This is a genomic window from Ruegeria sp. ABV4_181, from assembly GCF_056158465.1.
In genome coordinates this window covers 3,219,424-3,233,627 of sequence record NZ_JBSWTI010000002.1, presented here as the reverse complement: position 1 = coordinate 3,233,627, position 14,204 = coordinate 3,219,424, and the positions used below count along the sequence as shown (strand labels likewise).

General features: G+C 61.3%; 14 protein-coding genes. 10 read left to right on the top strand and 4 right to left on the bottom strand.

All coding sequences use genetic code 11. From position 1 onward, the window contains the following. Positions 1-139 precede the first annotated feature (139 nt). From ACXAC3_RS16070 to upp, 7 genes are all read left to right on the top strand, one after another. Positions 140-838, top strand: a complete 699-nt coding sequence (locus ACXAC3_RS16070; RefSeq protein WP_475162226.1) for a hypothetical protein — start codon at positions 140-142, stop codon at positions 836-838. Continuing rightward, positions 807-1,904: a cupin domain-containing protein gene (locus tag ACXAC3_RS16065; RefSeq protein ID WP_475162222.1), complete on the top strand. Its 1,098-nt coding sequence runs from the start codon at positions 807-809 to the stop codon at positions 1,902-1,904. Before ACXAC3_RS16070 ends, ACXAC3_RS16065 begins: the two co-directional genes overlap by 32 nt. A 104-nt stretch (positions 1,905-2,008) precedes the next feature. Continuing rightward, the gene (locus tag ACXAC3_RS16060) at positions 2,009-2,401 is read left to right on the top strand and encodes a cytidine deaminase (protein ID WP_475162215.1); all 393 of its coding nucleotides are present in this window, start codon (positions 2,009-2,011) and stop codon (positions 2,399-2,401) included. A gap of 3 nt (positions 2,402-2,404) precedes the next feature. Continuing rightward, a complete protein-coding gene (locus tag ACXAC3_RS16055; protein ID WP_475162211.1) occupies positions 2,405-3,712 on the top strand; it encodes a thymidine phosphorylase in 1,308 nt (435 codons plus the stop codon). After that, the gene (locus ACXAC3_RS16050; protein ID WP_475162208.1) at positions 3,709-4,920 is read left to right on the top strand and encodes a phosphopentomutase; all 1,212 of its coding nucleotides are present in this window, start codon (positions 3,709-3,711) and stop codon (positions 4,918-4,920) included. The genes ACXAC3_RS16055 and ACXAC3_RS16050 overlap by 4 nt, the downstream gene beginning before the upstream one ends. Further along, positions 4,917-5,903: an adenosine deaminase gene (locus ACXAC3_RS16045; protein ID WP_475162205.1), complete on the top strand. Its 987-nt coding sequence runs from the start codon at positions 4,917-4,919 to the stop codon at positions 5,901-5,903. The genes ACXAC3_RS16050 and ACXAC3_RS16045 overlap by 4 nt, the downstream gene beginning before the upstream one ends. Beyond that, positions 5,900-6,532: a uracil phosphoribosyltransferase gene (gene upp / locus ACXAC3_RS16040; protein WP_475162203.1), complete on the top strand. Its 633-nt coding sequence runs from the start codon at positions 5,900-5,902 to the stop codon at positions 6,530-6,532. Before ACXAC3_RS16045 ends, upp begins: the two co-directional genes overlap by 4 nt. A gap of 6 nt (positions 6,533-6,538) precedes the next feature. Here the strand turns inward: upp and ACXAC3_RS16035 are convergent, their stop codons facing one another. Next, on the bottom strand, positions 6,539-7,555 hold the full coding sequence (locus tag ACXAC3_RS16035) for a hypothetical protein (RefSeq protein WP_475162200.1): 1,017 nt from the start codon (positions 7,553-7,555) through the stop codon (positions 6,539-6,541). 148 nt (positions 7,556-7,703) lie between these two features. Here ACXAC3_RS16035 and ACXAC3_RS16030 point away from each other — a divergent pair, with 148 nt between their 5' ends. The 3 genes from ACXAC3_RS16030 (at position 7,704) to ACXAC3_RS16020 (ending at position 10,230) form a co-directional block, all read left to right on the top strand. Beyond that, the gene (locus ACXAC3_RS16030; protein WP_475162198.1) at positions 7,704-8,639 is read left to right on the top strand and encodes a DMT family transporter; all 936 of its coding nucleotides are present in this window, start codon (positions 7,704-7,706) and stop codon (positions 8,637-8,639) included. After that, positions 8,636-9,298: a sulfotransferase family 2 domain-containing protein gene (locus tag ACXAC3_RS16025; RefSeq protein WP_475162195.1), complete on the top strand. Its 663-nt coding sequence runs from the start codon at positions 8,636-8,638 to the stop codon at positions 9,296-9,298. Before ACXAC3_RS16030 ends, ACXAC3_RS16025 begins: the two co-directional genes overlap by 4 nt. Positions 9,299-9,471: 173 nt before the next feature. Next, positions 9,472-10,230, top strand: a complete 759-nt coding sequence (locus tag ACXAC3_RS16020; protein ID WP_475162194.1) for a Hint domain-containing protein — start codon at positions 9,472-9,474, stop codon at positions 10,228-10,230. A 70-nt stretch (positions 10,231-10,300) separates the two neighbouring features. Here ACXAC3_RS16020 and ACXAC3_RS16015 read toward each other — a convergent pair whose 3' ends face one another. From ACXAC3_RS16015 to ACXAC3_RS16005, 3 genes are read right to left on the bottom strand one after another with little or no spacing between them, the layout of a single operon-like run. Next, positions 10,301-12,502 carry a 3-hydroxyacyl-CoA dehydrogenase NAD-binding domain-containing protein gene (locus tag ACXAC3_RS16015; protein ID WP_475162192.1) on the bottom strand — a complete coding sequence of 734 codons (2,202 nt, stop codon included), beginning with the start codon at positions 12,500-12,502 and terminating at the stop codon, positions 10,301-10,303. Further along, the gene (locus tag ACXAC3_RS16010) at positions 12,499-12,984 is read right to left on the bottom strand and encodes a cupin domain-containing protein (protein ID WP_475162191.1); all 486 of its coding nucleotides are present in this window, start codon (positions 12,982-12,984) and stop codon (positions 12,499-12,501) included. Before ACXAC3_RS16010 ends, ACXAC3_RS16015 begins: the two co-directional genes overlap by 4 nt. Continuing rightward, complete coding sequence (locus tag ACXAC3_RS16005; protein WP_475162190.1) at positions 12,984-14,195, bottom strand: acetyl-CoA C-acetyltransferase; 1,212 nt, start codon at positions 14,193-14,195, stop codon at positions 12,984-12,986. Before ACXAC3_RS16005 ends, ACXAC3_RS16010 begins: the two co-directional genes overlap by 1 nt. Between the last annotated feature and the right edge of the window lie 9 nt (positions 14,196-14,204).

Below are 14,204 nucleotides of genomic sequence, written 5' to 3'. Positions count from 1 at the left end.
TTCTGGCGGCTTGGCTACGTCGCGTCAATTTGCAACAGTTTCTTGACGCCTCTGCCGCGCTGGTTGAACTTTGTCGCAGAACTATTACATTCCCGCAACTTCGGATTTTGAACGCCTACCGCGAACACGAAAGTTTGGCATGAGCTACAAGGATCAGTTTCGGGCCGGGGAAAATTACTCCACCGGTGAATTGTCTTTTGGCACGGACCGATTTGCGTTCCGTGCAGCAATCGTTGGTGTTCTGCTGGTTCTGGCGGCCGTCGTGGTATGGCCGCTTCAGGCATTTGGGCTCAATCAGGAAGGCGGACCGATCGAAACAATCTCGGCCGCGGCACTATTCACGGCTGGGATAGCTGCGTTGTACCGGTTCCCCGGGGTGACCCGGCTGTATATCGGTCTGGTGTGTCTGCTGTTGGCGGAAAGGGAGCTGGAAGCTGACATTTACGCCACTGACAGCCTGCCTTACTGGATTTTGAACGGGCTGGACACGGTGCTCGACATGACGCTGGTGCGGGTAGTTCTGGCGGTGCTTGTTCTGGGCGGGCTTGTCTGGCACGGCGTTCCCAGCGCGTGGCGGGCGTTCCGGCAAAGGGCGCCGTTTCTTCTGGTTTTCTTTCTGGCGGGAATGTCAGCTTTTGTCGCTCAGGTTCTGGAAGAACTCAGCGGCGCGTTCAGTGCGGAGCTGTCCCAGATCATGATGATGCGTTTGTTCGTTCTGGAAGAAACGCTTGAGATGTTCTTTTCGATTGGCATTTTGGCCGCTGTTCTGATCGGATGGCCAAAATCCAAGACCGAAGAGACGCCGGATGACCAACACTCACAATCTGACGCGGGCTGAGATTTGCCTGCCGACGCAGGAACTGCGCGACGACATTCCGTTTTACACCAAAGTTCTGGGCATGCGGATGGACATGATCTATCCCGCGGACGATCCGAGCGTTGCGGTTTTCTCGGGCCATGGGCTGCGGTTGCGCATCGAAAAGGATGCGCCTGAGGCGGCAGGTACACTGCGGATTCTGACCGAAAATCCGGACGAATTCGCCGATGGTCAGCGCAGTCTTGTCGCCCCGAACGGCACACGGGTTGAGATTGAAGAACTGAACCCGCCGCTGGTCATGCCGGAAACCGTGCATTCCTATGTGGTGCGCAGGCTTAAGGATCAGGCCCCTTGGATCATCGGGCGGGCCGGGATGCATTACCGCGATCTGGTGCCGGACCGGTTGGGCGGGTCGATCATTGCCAGCCATATCCGCATTCCCGATGGTGGTCCGGTGCCGGATATGGTGCATTTCCACAAGGTCGGATTTCAGCTGATCTTCTGCATCCACGGTTGGGTCGACGTGGTCTATGAAGATCAGGGCGATAAGATGTGCCTGACCGCCGGAGATTGCTTTATCCAGCCGCCCGAAATCCGCCATCGCGTGCTTGAAGCGTCCGACAATGTGCAGGTGATCGAGATCGGCGTTCCAGCCGAGCATGTTACCGAAATTGATCATGTGATGGACCTGCCCACGCCCCATTACCGCCCTGATCGTGAATGGCAGGGGCAGCGATTTGTGTACAATCAGGCCGATGGCGCGGAATGGGGGCCGTTCCGTCTGCCAGGCTATGTCTGCCGTGACACGACCATTGCCGAAAACACCAAAGGCGTTGCCGGGGTTCAGGTTGTACGCAAAGGGCAGGGCGATCCGGTCTGGGCCACGCATGACACCGATATCCACTTTACCTTTGTCATGAACGGTGAAGTCACGCTGGAGGGTGAAGGCCGCGATCCGTTCCGGCTGGAACAGGGCGATGCCTTTGTCATCCCGCCCGGCATGCGGACCCGGCTGGCCGATCCGTCGGATGATGTCGAACTGCTTGAGGTGACCTTGCCCGGCACCTTCAACACAACCCTCGACTAAGTGAAATTTGGCTCAGGAATCTTGCGCGCGGGGCTTCAACTCCCCGGGGCGTTTCATTTAGGGTATGACATTCTGACCAGATGATCAAAAAATGGGGAATCGCCATGACTTTGAAAGATGCAGCCCTGTCTGTCCGGGAAAAAGCCTATGCGCCCTATTCCAACTTTAAGGTAGGCGCGGCGATCCGGTCGACCGGCGGCACTGTCTATTCCGGTTGCAACGTTGAAAACGTGGCCTACCCCGAGGGCACCTGTGCCGAAGCCGGTGCCATCGCCGCCATGGTCGCCGCGGGTGAACAGGAACTGGCTGAGGTCTACGTGGTTGCCTCGTCCCCGCAACCAGTGCCACCTTGTGGTGGTTGTCGCCAGAAGCTGGCCGAGTTCGGCAAGCGTGAGGTAAAGGTGACATTGGCCACCGTGGACGGGGCCGAGTTTGAAACCACCATCGGTGACCTTTTGCCCGGTGCGTTCGGTGCATCGCATATGGAGGACGTCTAAGGCATGGACGCACGCTCGATTATCGCCAAACTGCGTCGCAACGAAGTCCCCGGCAGAGAAGAACTGAGCTGGTTCGCGCAGGGCCTTGCCGATGGCGGTGTCACTGACGCTCAGGCCGGGGCGTTTGCAATGGCCGTCTGTATGGGTGGCTTGGGCGCGCAGGGTCGCGCCGATCTGACCGTGGCCATGCGCGACAGCGGCGACGTCCTGACCTGGGATGTGGATGGTCCGGTGATCGACAAGCATTCAACCGGCGGCGTTGGCGACAGCGTCAGTCTGGTACTGGCCCCGGCGCTGGCCGAACTGGGGGCATACGTCCCGATGATCTCGGGACGTGGTCTGGGTCACACCGGAGGTACGCTGGACAAACTTGAAGCCATCCCCGGCGTCAGCACACAGATCGGGCAGGACCGTCTGGCGCAGATCCTGCGCGAGACCGGCGCCGCGATTGTCGGCGCGACGGGGCAGATCGCCCCGGCGGACAAGCGGCTGTATGCGATACGGGATGTGACGGCGACGGTGGAAAGCCTGGACCTGATCACCGCATCGATCCTGTCCAAGAAGCTGGCCGCCAGCCCGGATGCGCTGGTGCTGGACGTCAAGGTCGGCAGCGGCGCCTTTATGAAGACCCATGAAGACGCGCGCGGTCTGGCCACGGCGCTGACTGAAACCGCAAATGCGGCGGGGTGTCGGACGACGGCAGTGATCACCGACATGCATCAGCCTCTGGCCCCGGCGCTGGGCAACGCGCTTGAGGTGGATGAGGTGATGAAAGTGCTGACCGGACAGCATGACGCGCCTCTGGCTGAAATCTCGGCGGAACTGGGTGGGGTCCTGCTGGCCGACGCCAGGATGTTCGCCACGGTTGAAGAAGGGCGCGACAAGGTTGCCGAGGTCATCCGCAACGGGCAGGCCGCCGAACGGTTCGGACGCATGATGGCAGCGGTCGGCGGACCGTTGCAGTTTGTTGATGACTGGACCCGCTACCTGCCCGAAGCCAGTGTGATCCTTGAAGTTCCGGCCCCGGCCAGCGGTTACGTCGCAGCGATTGATGGCGAGGCGCTGGGCCTTGCCGTTGTTGCCCTGGGCGGTGGGCGGCAGGTTGAGGATGACGTGATTGACCCTGCGGTCGGGTTGTCGGGTATCGTCCGTCTGGGCGGCAGGGTCGACAAGGGCACTCCTTTGGCAGTGGTCCACGCCGCCCGCGAAGATGCGGCGCGGCAAGCGGCCGAGGCGGTTCTGCGAGCCATTGAAATCAGCCCCGATGCGGTTCAGGTTCATGACCTCATCCACGAAAGGATAGCACCGTGACCCGCGCGTTTCTTGTGGTGATGGACTCGGTCGGTATCGGCGGCGCGCCCGATGCGGACAGGTTCTTCAATGGGGACCACCCGGACACGGGCGCAAACACTCTGGCCCATATCGCGCAGGCCTGCGCTGAAGGGCGGGCAGAGGAGGGGCGATCCGGCCCCCTGCATCTGCCCAATCTGGATGCGCTGGGTCTTGGGGCGGCGACGCGGCTTGCATCAGGTGCGGAAACGCCCGGCCTGACCGCCGATCCGACGGGTCTCTGGGGCTGCGCGCGCGAGCATTCGCCGGGCAAGGACACGCCGTCAGGGCACTGGGAACTGGCCGGGTTGCCGGTCCCGTGGGACTGGCACTATTTCCCCGATACTACGCCCTCTTTCCCGTCGGACCTGAGCCGCGCCGCCGCCGAAGCAGCGGGAACCGAAGGCATTTTGGGGGATTGCCACGCTTCAGGTACAACGATCATCGCCGAACTTGGCGCCGAGCATATGCGCACGGGCTGGCCGATCTGCTACACCTCTGCCGACAGTGTGTTCCAGATCGCCGCGCATGAGGAGAGCTTTGGCCTCGACCGCCTGCTGGACATGTGCAAAACACTGGCCCCACGTCTGCATGGGATGAAGGTGGGACGCGTCATCGCGCGGCCGTTCATCGGCTCGCCGGAAGATGGTTTCACCCGCACCACCAACCGCAAGGATTTCGCAATCCTGCCGCCCGCACCGGTTCTGACCAACTGGGCGCAGGATACCGGGCGCCGTGTGCATGCGGTGGGCAAGATCGGCGACATCTTCTCGATGCAGGGGATCGACACGCTGCGCAAGGGCGCGGATGACGCGTTGATGCGGCACCTGTCTGATCTGGTGGTTGAGGCCGAAGAGGGCAGCCTGACTTTCGCCAATTTCGTCGAGTTCGACAGCCTTTATGGCCACCGCCGCGACGTCAGTGGTTACGCCCGCGCGCTGGAATGGTTCGACCGCGAGATTGGCGCGATCCTGCAGAAGCTGCGCCCCGGCGATCTGATGCTGCTGACGGCTGATCACGGGAATGACCCCAGCTGGATCGGAACCGATCACACACGCGAACAGGCGCCGGTGCTGATCGCCGGGCAGGGCGCGGGGCAGATCGGCGCCGTCAATTTCGCCGATGTCGCGGCCAGTATCGCGCACCATCTGAACATTCCGGCGCAAGGACCGGGAAGGACCTTTCTATGACCGTTGCTGATCTGCCCAAGATCGAACTGCACCTGCACCACGAAGGGGCGGCCCCGCCCGCCTTTATCCGTCAACTTGCGCATGAGAAACGCATCGACCTGAGCGGTATTTTCAAGCCGGACGGCAGCTATGATTTCCGCGACTTCGCGCATTTCCTCAGCGTATATGAAGCCGCCTGCGAAGTGTTGAAAACGCCCGAGGATTTTCGCCGCCTGACGCTGGCAATCCTTGAAGAAAGCGCGGCAAACGGCGTTGTCTACTCCGAAACCTTCCTGAGCCCCGATTTCTGCGGTGGCGGGGACCTTCACGCGTGGAGGGATTACCTGAGCGCCATTCAGGACGCCGCCGATGAGGCAGAGCGCAAGTTCGACATTACCCTGCGCGGGGTCGTGACCTGTGTCCGCCATTTCGGGCCAGAGCAGGCAAGGATCAGCGCCCGGTGTGCGGCGGAAACCGCCGGAAACTGGATCACCGGATTCGGCATGGGCGGCAACGAGGGCACGGGCGCGCAGGGCGACTATAAATGGGCTTTTGACTGCGCGCGCGAGGCCGGGTTGCGACTGACCACCCATGCGGGGGAATTCGGCGGCCCGGAAAGCGTTCGGGATGCTGTCCGCGATCTGGGCGTCGAACGGATTGGCCACGGGGTTCGCGCGATCGAAGATACCGATCTTGTCCGGGAACTTGTTGACCGCGAGATCACGCTTGAGGTTTGCCCCGGTTCCAACGTGGTTCTCGGGCTGTATCCCGATTTTGATGCCCACCCGATTGCGAAACTCCGCGACGCGGGTGCCAGGGTCACCGTCTCTACCGATGACCCGCCGTTTTTCCATACCACCATGCGGCGCGAATATGAGATGCTGGCCAAAGCCTTTGGCTGGGATGCCGACGATTTCGCCGCCCTGAATGACACGGCCCTGAATGCGGCCTTTTGTGATGAGGACACCCGTGCGCGGGTCAAGAAAAGACTGGAGAGAACATGAGCGAACACCTGACCGTCGTTGACCACCCGTTGGTCCAGCACAAACTGACGCTCATGCGGGACAAGGGCACCTCGACTGCTGTTTTCCGGCAATTGCTGCGCGAGATCACTCTGCTGCTGGCATATGAGGTCACGCGCGAGCTGAAGCTGACCACCCGCCACATCGAAACACCGATGGAAGAAATGGATGCGCCCATTCTGGCCGGTAAGAAGCTGGCGCTGGTCTCGATCCTGCGGGCGGGCAACGGGATGCTGGACGGGGTGCTTGAGCTGATCCCGTCGGCGCGCGTCGGCTTTGTTGGTCTGTATCGCGATGAAAAGACGCTGGAGCCGGTGCAGTACTATTTCAAGGCACCCGAAGGTCTGAAGGACCGTCTGGTGATCGCGGTTGATCCGATGCTGGCCACTGGCAACAGCTCGGCCGCGGCGATAGATCTGCTGAAAGAGGCAGGCGCGACCGATATCCGCTTTCTCTGCCTGCTGGCTGCTCCCGAAGGTGTGGAGCGCATGAAAGAGGCGCATCCAGACGTCAAAATCGTTACCGCGTCGCTGGATCGCGAATTGAATTCCAAGGGTTACATCATGCCCGGTCTGGGGGATGCCGGAGACCGGATGTTCGGAACCAAGTAACCCGGTCTATTCGCCGCAAATGTTCTGAAGCCGGACCCAATCGCGGTCCGGCAATACCTGTTGAAGCGGGCGGCCCGCCATCGGGTCAGCCTCGATCAGACCCAAAACCGTTTCGCCCGTGACGTCCTTTGCATAAGCATATGGCGTGGATGGCAGCGCGGCCTGCGCAAAAACCGCAAGCAGGTCTTCATCAGGCACGGACGGGCGCGGCTCTGACAACACCTGTTCGGTATAGGAATCGACAATCTCGGGCGTCAGTTCGCCGGTTGTCAGCAGACGAAAGGCGGTGGTGGCCCCGGTGCGGTCCAACAGGTCGTTCAAAGGGTCCTGACTTGCGGACCGGGCGCGTTCGGCGATGATAAATCCGGCTGCGACGGACGGGTCTTCGTGATCCTCGACCAGCGACCGGTTGAGCAAGACGATCCCGCCGGGCAGGCTGAGGCTGCTTTGCACCCCGGCCGGCAGGATGATGATCTCTTCCACGCCTGTGCGGGTGGCCAGCGTATCCAGCGCAGCTTGGGCGTCTTCGGAAGTGCAGGCCCTGCCGGACACTCGTTCGATCCGTTGCAGGATCGCATCGCCGATATCGTGGCGCTTGATGTCGGGGACTACCGAGACGACGTGGTTCTGCAATGCCGCCGGCATCCAAAGCAACAGCAGGGCCGCAACGGCCGCGACAACGCCGGCAACGCTCAACCACCGCAAACGCCCCGGATGCGGCCGCGCCCGGTCGATGGCGCGTTGCAGACGGTCGATGGCTTCGATCATCGTGGTTTCGGATTCTTCCAGTTCCAGCGTCTCGTCCGGGTCGCCGTCCGGGTTGAAGATGGCCGGATAGCCGCCCGGGTTTTGCCGTTCCAATGCGGCCAGAGACCAATGTGTCAAAGCCTGTTCGTTGAAATCCGAGATCGTCAGAGTCGCCTCGCCAATCGACACCACTACCTCGCGCCGTTGAACATCGGGCGAGGGGCGCCACAGACCGGTGGCTTCGATCCGCTGGAACTGTTTAAGTGCCGTCTTCAAGGTGAGGTATGCTCGTGATTATTTTGCCTCAGCTTAGCATGCTGAAATCCAAAGGCGCAAACCTGTTGCGCCCTGTTCGGAAAATGTGCTGGATATCACGACGCGCGGCTGGCTGGACGCCCGCGCCACTTCGTGACCGGGGCACTGGATGCAGGCGAACACACAGACTTCACCGATATTGGCATCGGTGCTGATGATCAGCGCAATGGCGATCATCGGGGTTGTGGATAACGTGGTGATCCTGTTGGCGGACTCCATCGGATTGTGGCAGTTCCACCTAAGCCGCGCCCTGCTGATGTTGCCACTGATCGGTGGTCTGTCGTTGTTGGGGCTGGGCGGGTTCCGTCCCAAACGGGTTGGCCCGGTCATCCTGCGCAGCGTTCTGATCACGCTGGCGATGCTGTGTTACTTTGCCTCGCTTTCGCTGATGCCAATCGCGCAGGCCCTTGCCGGTCTCTTCACGTCGCCAATCTTTGTTCTGCTGATTTCGGCCGTGGCGATGGGGCAGCAGATCGGGCCGTGGCGCGTTCTGGCGGTGTTGATCGGATTTACCGGAATCCTGCTTGTGTTGCAGCCGAACCCGTATCAGTTCGATGCCCTGACGTTGCTGCCTGTGGCCGGGGGGATGTTCTATGCGCTTGGCGCGGTCATCACGCGCAGCCATTGCGCGCAGGAAAGCACCGTCGCGCTGTTGGCTGCCATGGTGATAACTCTGGGCGCGGCAGGCGGCGTCGGGCTGGCGGCCCTCACGGCGTTTCCGTTACCGGTGCCGGAGGGACCCGACGGTTTTGTGGCGCGCGGATGGGTCTGGCCAATACACGCCGCGCTGCCTTGGATTGTGGTGCAGGCGGTCGGGTCCACGATTGCGGTGTTTATGCTGATCAAGGCCTACCAGATTGGTGAGCCCTCCTATGTGGCGGTGTTTGAATACTCGGTGATGATTTTCGGCCCGCTCTTTGCCTGGGTGGCGCTGGGGCAGTCGATCGGCGTCATGCAGATCGCGGGGATCGGATTGATCGCCGCGGCCGGCGCCCTGCTGGGTTGGCGGTCCGGTCGCGCGGCTGAGCGGCAGGAGGCGGCGTGATTATCTCGCGCGGTCGTTCGTATGTTTTCGTCCACATCCCCAAGACGGGCGGCACGTCGCTGTCGCTGGCTCTGGAAGATCGCGCGATGAAGGATGACATTCTGCTCGGTGATACGCCCAAGGCTGTGAGGCGTCGCAAACGAGCAAGGGCTTTGACGGGCAGGGGGCGTCTGTGGAAGCATTCCTCGCTGGCAGATATCGACGGGGTTTTGTCGATTGCAGAGCTGCAATCCATGACCGCGTTTACACTGGTGCGCAATCCGTGGGACCGGATCGTTAGCTATTACCACTGGCTGCGCGTTCAGCGTTTTGATCATGCCGCCGTCGCGATGGCGAAAACGCTGTGCTTTGACGACTTCGTTCTGCATCCGCATACGCTGGCCTCCTTCCGGCAGAACCCGTCGCGCCGTTACATGACCCGCGCAGACGGGGTCGAGCAATGCCAGTTTTACATCCGGCTTGAGCATTTCGAACAGGATGCTGCGCCGCTTTTCGCGCATCTGGGGTTTCGAGTTGACCTGCCACGGCTTAACCAGTCCGACCGCATTGGCGACTACCGCAGGTATTACGGCCCGGAAATCCGCGCCGCGGTCGCCGAGGCCTGTGCCGAGGACATCCACAAATTCGGATACGCGTTCGATACCGGTGATCCGGCATAGTTTCCAAATGCGTGCCAATACTTGACCTGGTCGCGGTGTTGTTCGGGAAATCCATTGGTTTCTGGGCTTTAGCGGCGCAAATTGGGCCTAAATATGTCAAAAATAAGTCGCGCCTGACGATCCTGTGCTAGTCATCTTTAAGTGTTGTTACGAGTTACAGGTGGGTGCGGTTCGTGTTGAAAGTAGAGAGTGTTTCGGGTTTTTCTGAGCGACCGGGTTATCGCGGCAGCGGCGCGGCGCAGGCTGCGATAAATGCGCGTCGGGGTGGGATTGTGCATGGGACCAAAGTTGCGACCAGTGGCGGCTGGAAGCTGGTCGAGGATATTCAGCCCGGTGACAGGGTGCGGACGCTGGATAACGGGTTCCGGCAGGTTTCGCGCGTTTCGACAGATTGCATCATGGTCCCGGCGGACGAAACCACAGTTGAAAACCTGCCCGTCCGCGTGCCGTCACAGGCCGCGTATAACGGTCGCCCGGTCTGGCTGATGCCGGAGCAGGGCGTTGCTTTGGATCAAACCAGATTAGACCGCAACCCGATCGACCTTCCGGCCAACCCGCCTGTGGTGCCCGCAAGAATGCTGAGCGGGTTGTTCCGCATCGTCCCGGACGCGCCAGCGTCCTATTTCGATGTCAGCACGCTGTTCTTCGATCAGGACGAAGTGGTTTTCATTGAAGGCGGGTTTCGCGCGTTTTGCCCCTCGGGCCGATTTGGAGCACGCAATGTGTCGGATGCAGTTTCTTATGAGGTCGCCAGCGCCGAAACTGCGGCGGAGTTGATCCATCTGACAGCCAATCGCGGTGATGTCGCCATTCTTGCAAGTTCGCTGGGCGCACTGCCTGCACCCATTATGGACCACCAGATCGTGCCGGTCAGGCCGGTCAGAGGAACGCGTCGCCCGGGGCGTCCGGGACGACCGTTGGCTATGATCTGAACGGCATAGCGGTCCGGTCAACACCCCAGGTAACGCTGGCGCATGGGGGTATGCGCCAGCGTTGTTATTGTCAGGCTGCTTTTGCCTCTGGGTCGAAGCGGCCATAGAAGGTCTGGCCTTTCTCGGCCATTTCACGCAGCAGCGGCGGGCAGGCAAAGCGGTCGCCGTATTTCGCGGCCAACTGATCGCAGCGTTCCGCCGCATAAGGCGCGCCGATGATATCCAGCCAGCTGAGCGGACCACCCGACCAGGGCGCAAACCCCCAGGCCAGAATCGCACCGACATCGGCCTCGCGGATATCTTCGACAACGCCTTCTTCCACCGCGCGAACCGCTTCCAGCACCTGCGCGAACATCAGCCGTTCCTGCACTTCGATCAGATCCGGCTGGTCCTCGGCCAGAGGGTACTGCGCTTGCAGACCTTTCCAGTAGCCCTGACGTTTGCCTTTCTCGTCATAGTCAAAGAAGCCGGCCTTGGACTTGCGGCCGAGACGGCCCTGTTCTTCCATCCAGAAAATCAGATCGTCCGAAGGGCTGTCGGGATAGGCGTCGCCCATCGCGGCCTTGGTCGCGCGGGCAATCTTTGCGCCCAGATCGATCGAGGTTTCGTCGGTGAGCGTGACAGGCCCGACAGGGAAGCCCAGCTGACGCGCGGCGTTGTCGACCAGAACGGGGCTGACGCCCTCAGTGATCATGCGCGCGCCTTCGTTGATATAGGGAATAATGCAGCGGTTGCAGTAGAAGAACCGCGCATCATTGACCACGATCGGCGTTTTGCGGATCTGGCGCACATAGTCCAGCGCCTTGGCAACCGCGCGATCACCGGTTTCCTTGCCCTTGATGATCTCAACCAGGAACATCTTCTCAACCGGCGAGAAGAAGTGGATGCCGATGAACTGATCCGGACGTGCCGAGGCCTTGGCCAGATCGGTGATCGGCAGGGTCGAGGTGTTCGAGGCAAAGATGCAGTCCTCGGGAATGATCGCCTCGACCTTCTGGGTCATGTCCGCTTTGACGCCGGGGTCTTCGAATACCGCTTCTATGATCAGGTCGCAGCCCTTGAGGTGTTCAAGCTCCGGCGTGGCGGTGATCCGACCCAGCATGGCTACCTTTTTCTCTTCGGTCACCTTGCCGCGCTTCATGCCCTTGTCCAGATACGCTTCGGTATAGGCCTTGCCCTTGTCGGCAGCGGCCTGGTCGCGGTCGATCAGAACCACTTCCATCCCGGCCTGCGCGCTGACCAGCGCGATGCCCGCGCCCATCATGCCCGCACCCAGAACGCCGATTTTCTTGACCGACTGATCTGGAACGCCTGCCGGGCGCACAGCGCCTTTTTCCAGCGCTTCCTTATTCAGGAACAGCGACCGGATCATCGCGCCCGAGGACGGGTTCATCAGAACGGATGTGAACCAGCGTGCCTCGATCTTCAGCGCGGTGTCGAAATCGACCAGCGCGCCTTCGTAGACCGCGCTCAGCAGGGCCTTTGCGGCCGGGAAGGCGCCTTGGGTCTTGCCGTTCACCATTGCCGAGGCTCCGACGAAGTTCATGAAACCAGCGGGGTGGTAGGGGGCGCCGCCGGGCATTTTGTAGCCCTTTGCGTCCCATGGCTTGACCAGATCGGCGTCCTTGGCGTTCAGAACCCATTCTTTGGCCGCAGCCATCGGGTCAGCCGCGATCTCGTCGATATAGCCTGCGCCCTTGGCTTTCTTGACGTCCAGCATCTTGCCTTCCAGCAACAGCGGGGCGGCTGCAATCGCACCGACCTTGCGGACCATGCGCGTCGTCCCGCCAGCGCCGGGGAAGATGCCGACCATGATTTCGGGCAGACCGAATTTGGCCTTTGGGTTCTCGGCAGCAAAGATGCGGTGCGTGGACAGCGGCAATTCCATGCCGATGCCTGCGGCCGTACCCGGCAGCACGGTGACGATCGGCTTGCCGCCCTTCTTGGTCTTGGCGTCCATGCCGGCCAGTTCGATCTTGCGCAGCAGGGCATGCATGCGCATCGTGCCGTCGAACAGGCCCTTGGCCGGATCATCGCCAGCCTCTTCCTTCATAACCGCCAGCAGGTTCAGGTCCATGCCGCCTGCAAAGGACCCTTCCTTGCCACTGGTGATGATGACACCCTTGATCTCGTCATCAGCCAGCGCCTGATCGATGCAGTCGTTCAGCTGTGCCAGCCCGTCAAAGGACATCACGTTCATCGATTTTCCGGGAACGTCCCAGGTGATGGTTGCAACGCCGTCGGCGTCTTTGGTCAGGGTAAACTCGGTCATCCGTCGTCTCCAATCTGGTCAGCCGTCAGGGGGCTGCCGTCTTTGCGGGTGAAGGCGAATCCGTTTTCATCATCCTTCACCATCATGTCTATGTCGCTGTAATAGCCGGTCTCGGTCGGGGTCCGTGTGCCCACCACCAGAAAAGTCGCGGGCGCATCGGTTTTGTTCACAAGGTGATGGCCGTTGGCCTCACCTGCCGGAAAAGCGGCGCAGTCGCCGGGCTGCATCTCGTGCTCGCCATCGTCATCGATCAGGGTGCAGGTGCCACTGAGGACAATGGCAAATTCATCCTGCTCCATGTGATAGTGGCGCAACGACGACATCCCCTGCGGCTCCAGCCGGACAATGTTGACCCCGTACTGGGTCAGCCCGCCTGCATCGCCGACGCGCTGAACGAAGCGACCCGCGGTCGCAGCGGCCAGTTTGCCGGGATAGGCCGAGCCACCCAGAAACGGGATCTGAGAGAGATCCAGCTTGGGCATCAGACGCGCTCGATAATGGTTGCCGCACCCATGCCGGACGCGATGCAGAGCGTGGCCAGACCCATTTCCTTGTCCTGACGCTCCAGCTCGTCCAGCAGGGTGCCGATGATCATCGCACCGGTTGCACCCAGCGGGTGGCCCATCGCGATCGAGCCGCCATTGGGGTTGACCAGCGCCGGATCGACATCGAACGCCTGCTGGAAGCGCAGCACGACCGAGGCGAAGGCTTCGTTCACTTCGAACAGGTCCAGATCGCTGATCTTCATGCCGTTGTCGGCCAGGATCTTCTCGGTCACCGGAACCGGGCCGGTCAGCATGATGGTTGGGTCGGTGCCGATTTTGGCGGTTGCCTTGATGCGGGCCCGCGGTTTCAGACCGTATTTCTCACCGAATTCCTTGTTGCCGATCAGAACAGCCGCCGCACCGTCCACGATGCCCGAGCTGTTGCCAGCGTGGTGGATGTGGTTGATCGTTTCCAGATGCGGGTATTTCAGCATCGCGACCTTGTCGAAGCCGGGCATCTGCTCGCCCATCATCGCAAAGGACGGGTTCAGCGCGCCGAGGCTCTGCATGTCTGTGCCGGGGCGCATGTATTCGTCACGGTCCAGAATGGTCAGGCCGTTCTGGTCCTTGATGGTGATGACCGATTTCTCGAACCGGTTCTCTTCCCATGCCGTCGCGGCCCGTTTCTGCGATTCTACGGCCAGCGCGTCGGCCTGATCGCGGCCGAACCCGTATTCGGTGGCGATGATGTCGGCGGAAATGCCCTGCGGCACGAAATAGGTGTCCATTGCCAACGAGGGGTCGACGGCAATCGCGGCGCCGTCGCTGCCCATGGCCACGCGGCCCATCATTTCGACGCCGCCCGCGATGTAGGCCTGACCTGCTCCGCCTTTGACCTGGTTCGCAGCCAGGTTCACGGCTTCCATGCCCGAGGCGCAGAAACGGTTGATCGCCAGACCGGGGATCGACTCATCCAGATCCGAGGCAAGTACAGCCGTGCGTGCCAGACAGCCGCCCTGTTCCATCACCTGTGTGACGTTGCCCCAGATCACGTCCTCAACGGCGTGGCCTTCCAGATTGTTCCGCTCTTTCATTGCGTTCAGGGTCAGGGCGGACAGGCGCACCGAGGTTACCTCGTGCAGGCTGCCATCCTTGCGGCCCTTGCCGCGCGGGGTGCGCAGGGCGTCATAGATATAAGCTTCGGTCATGAGTAGCTC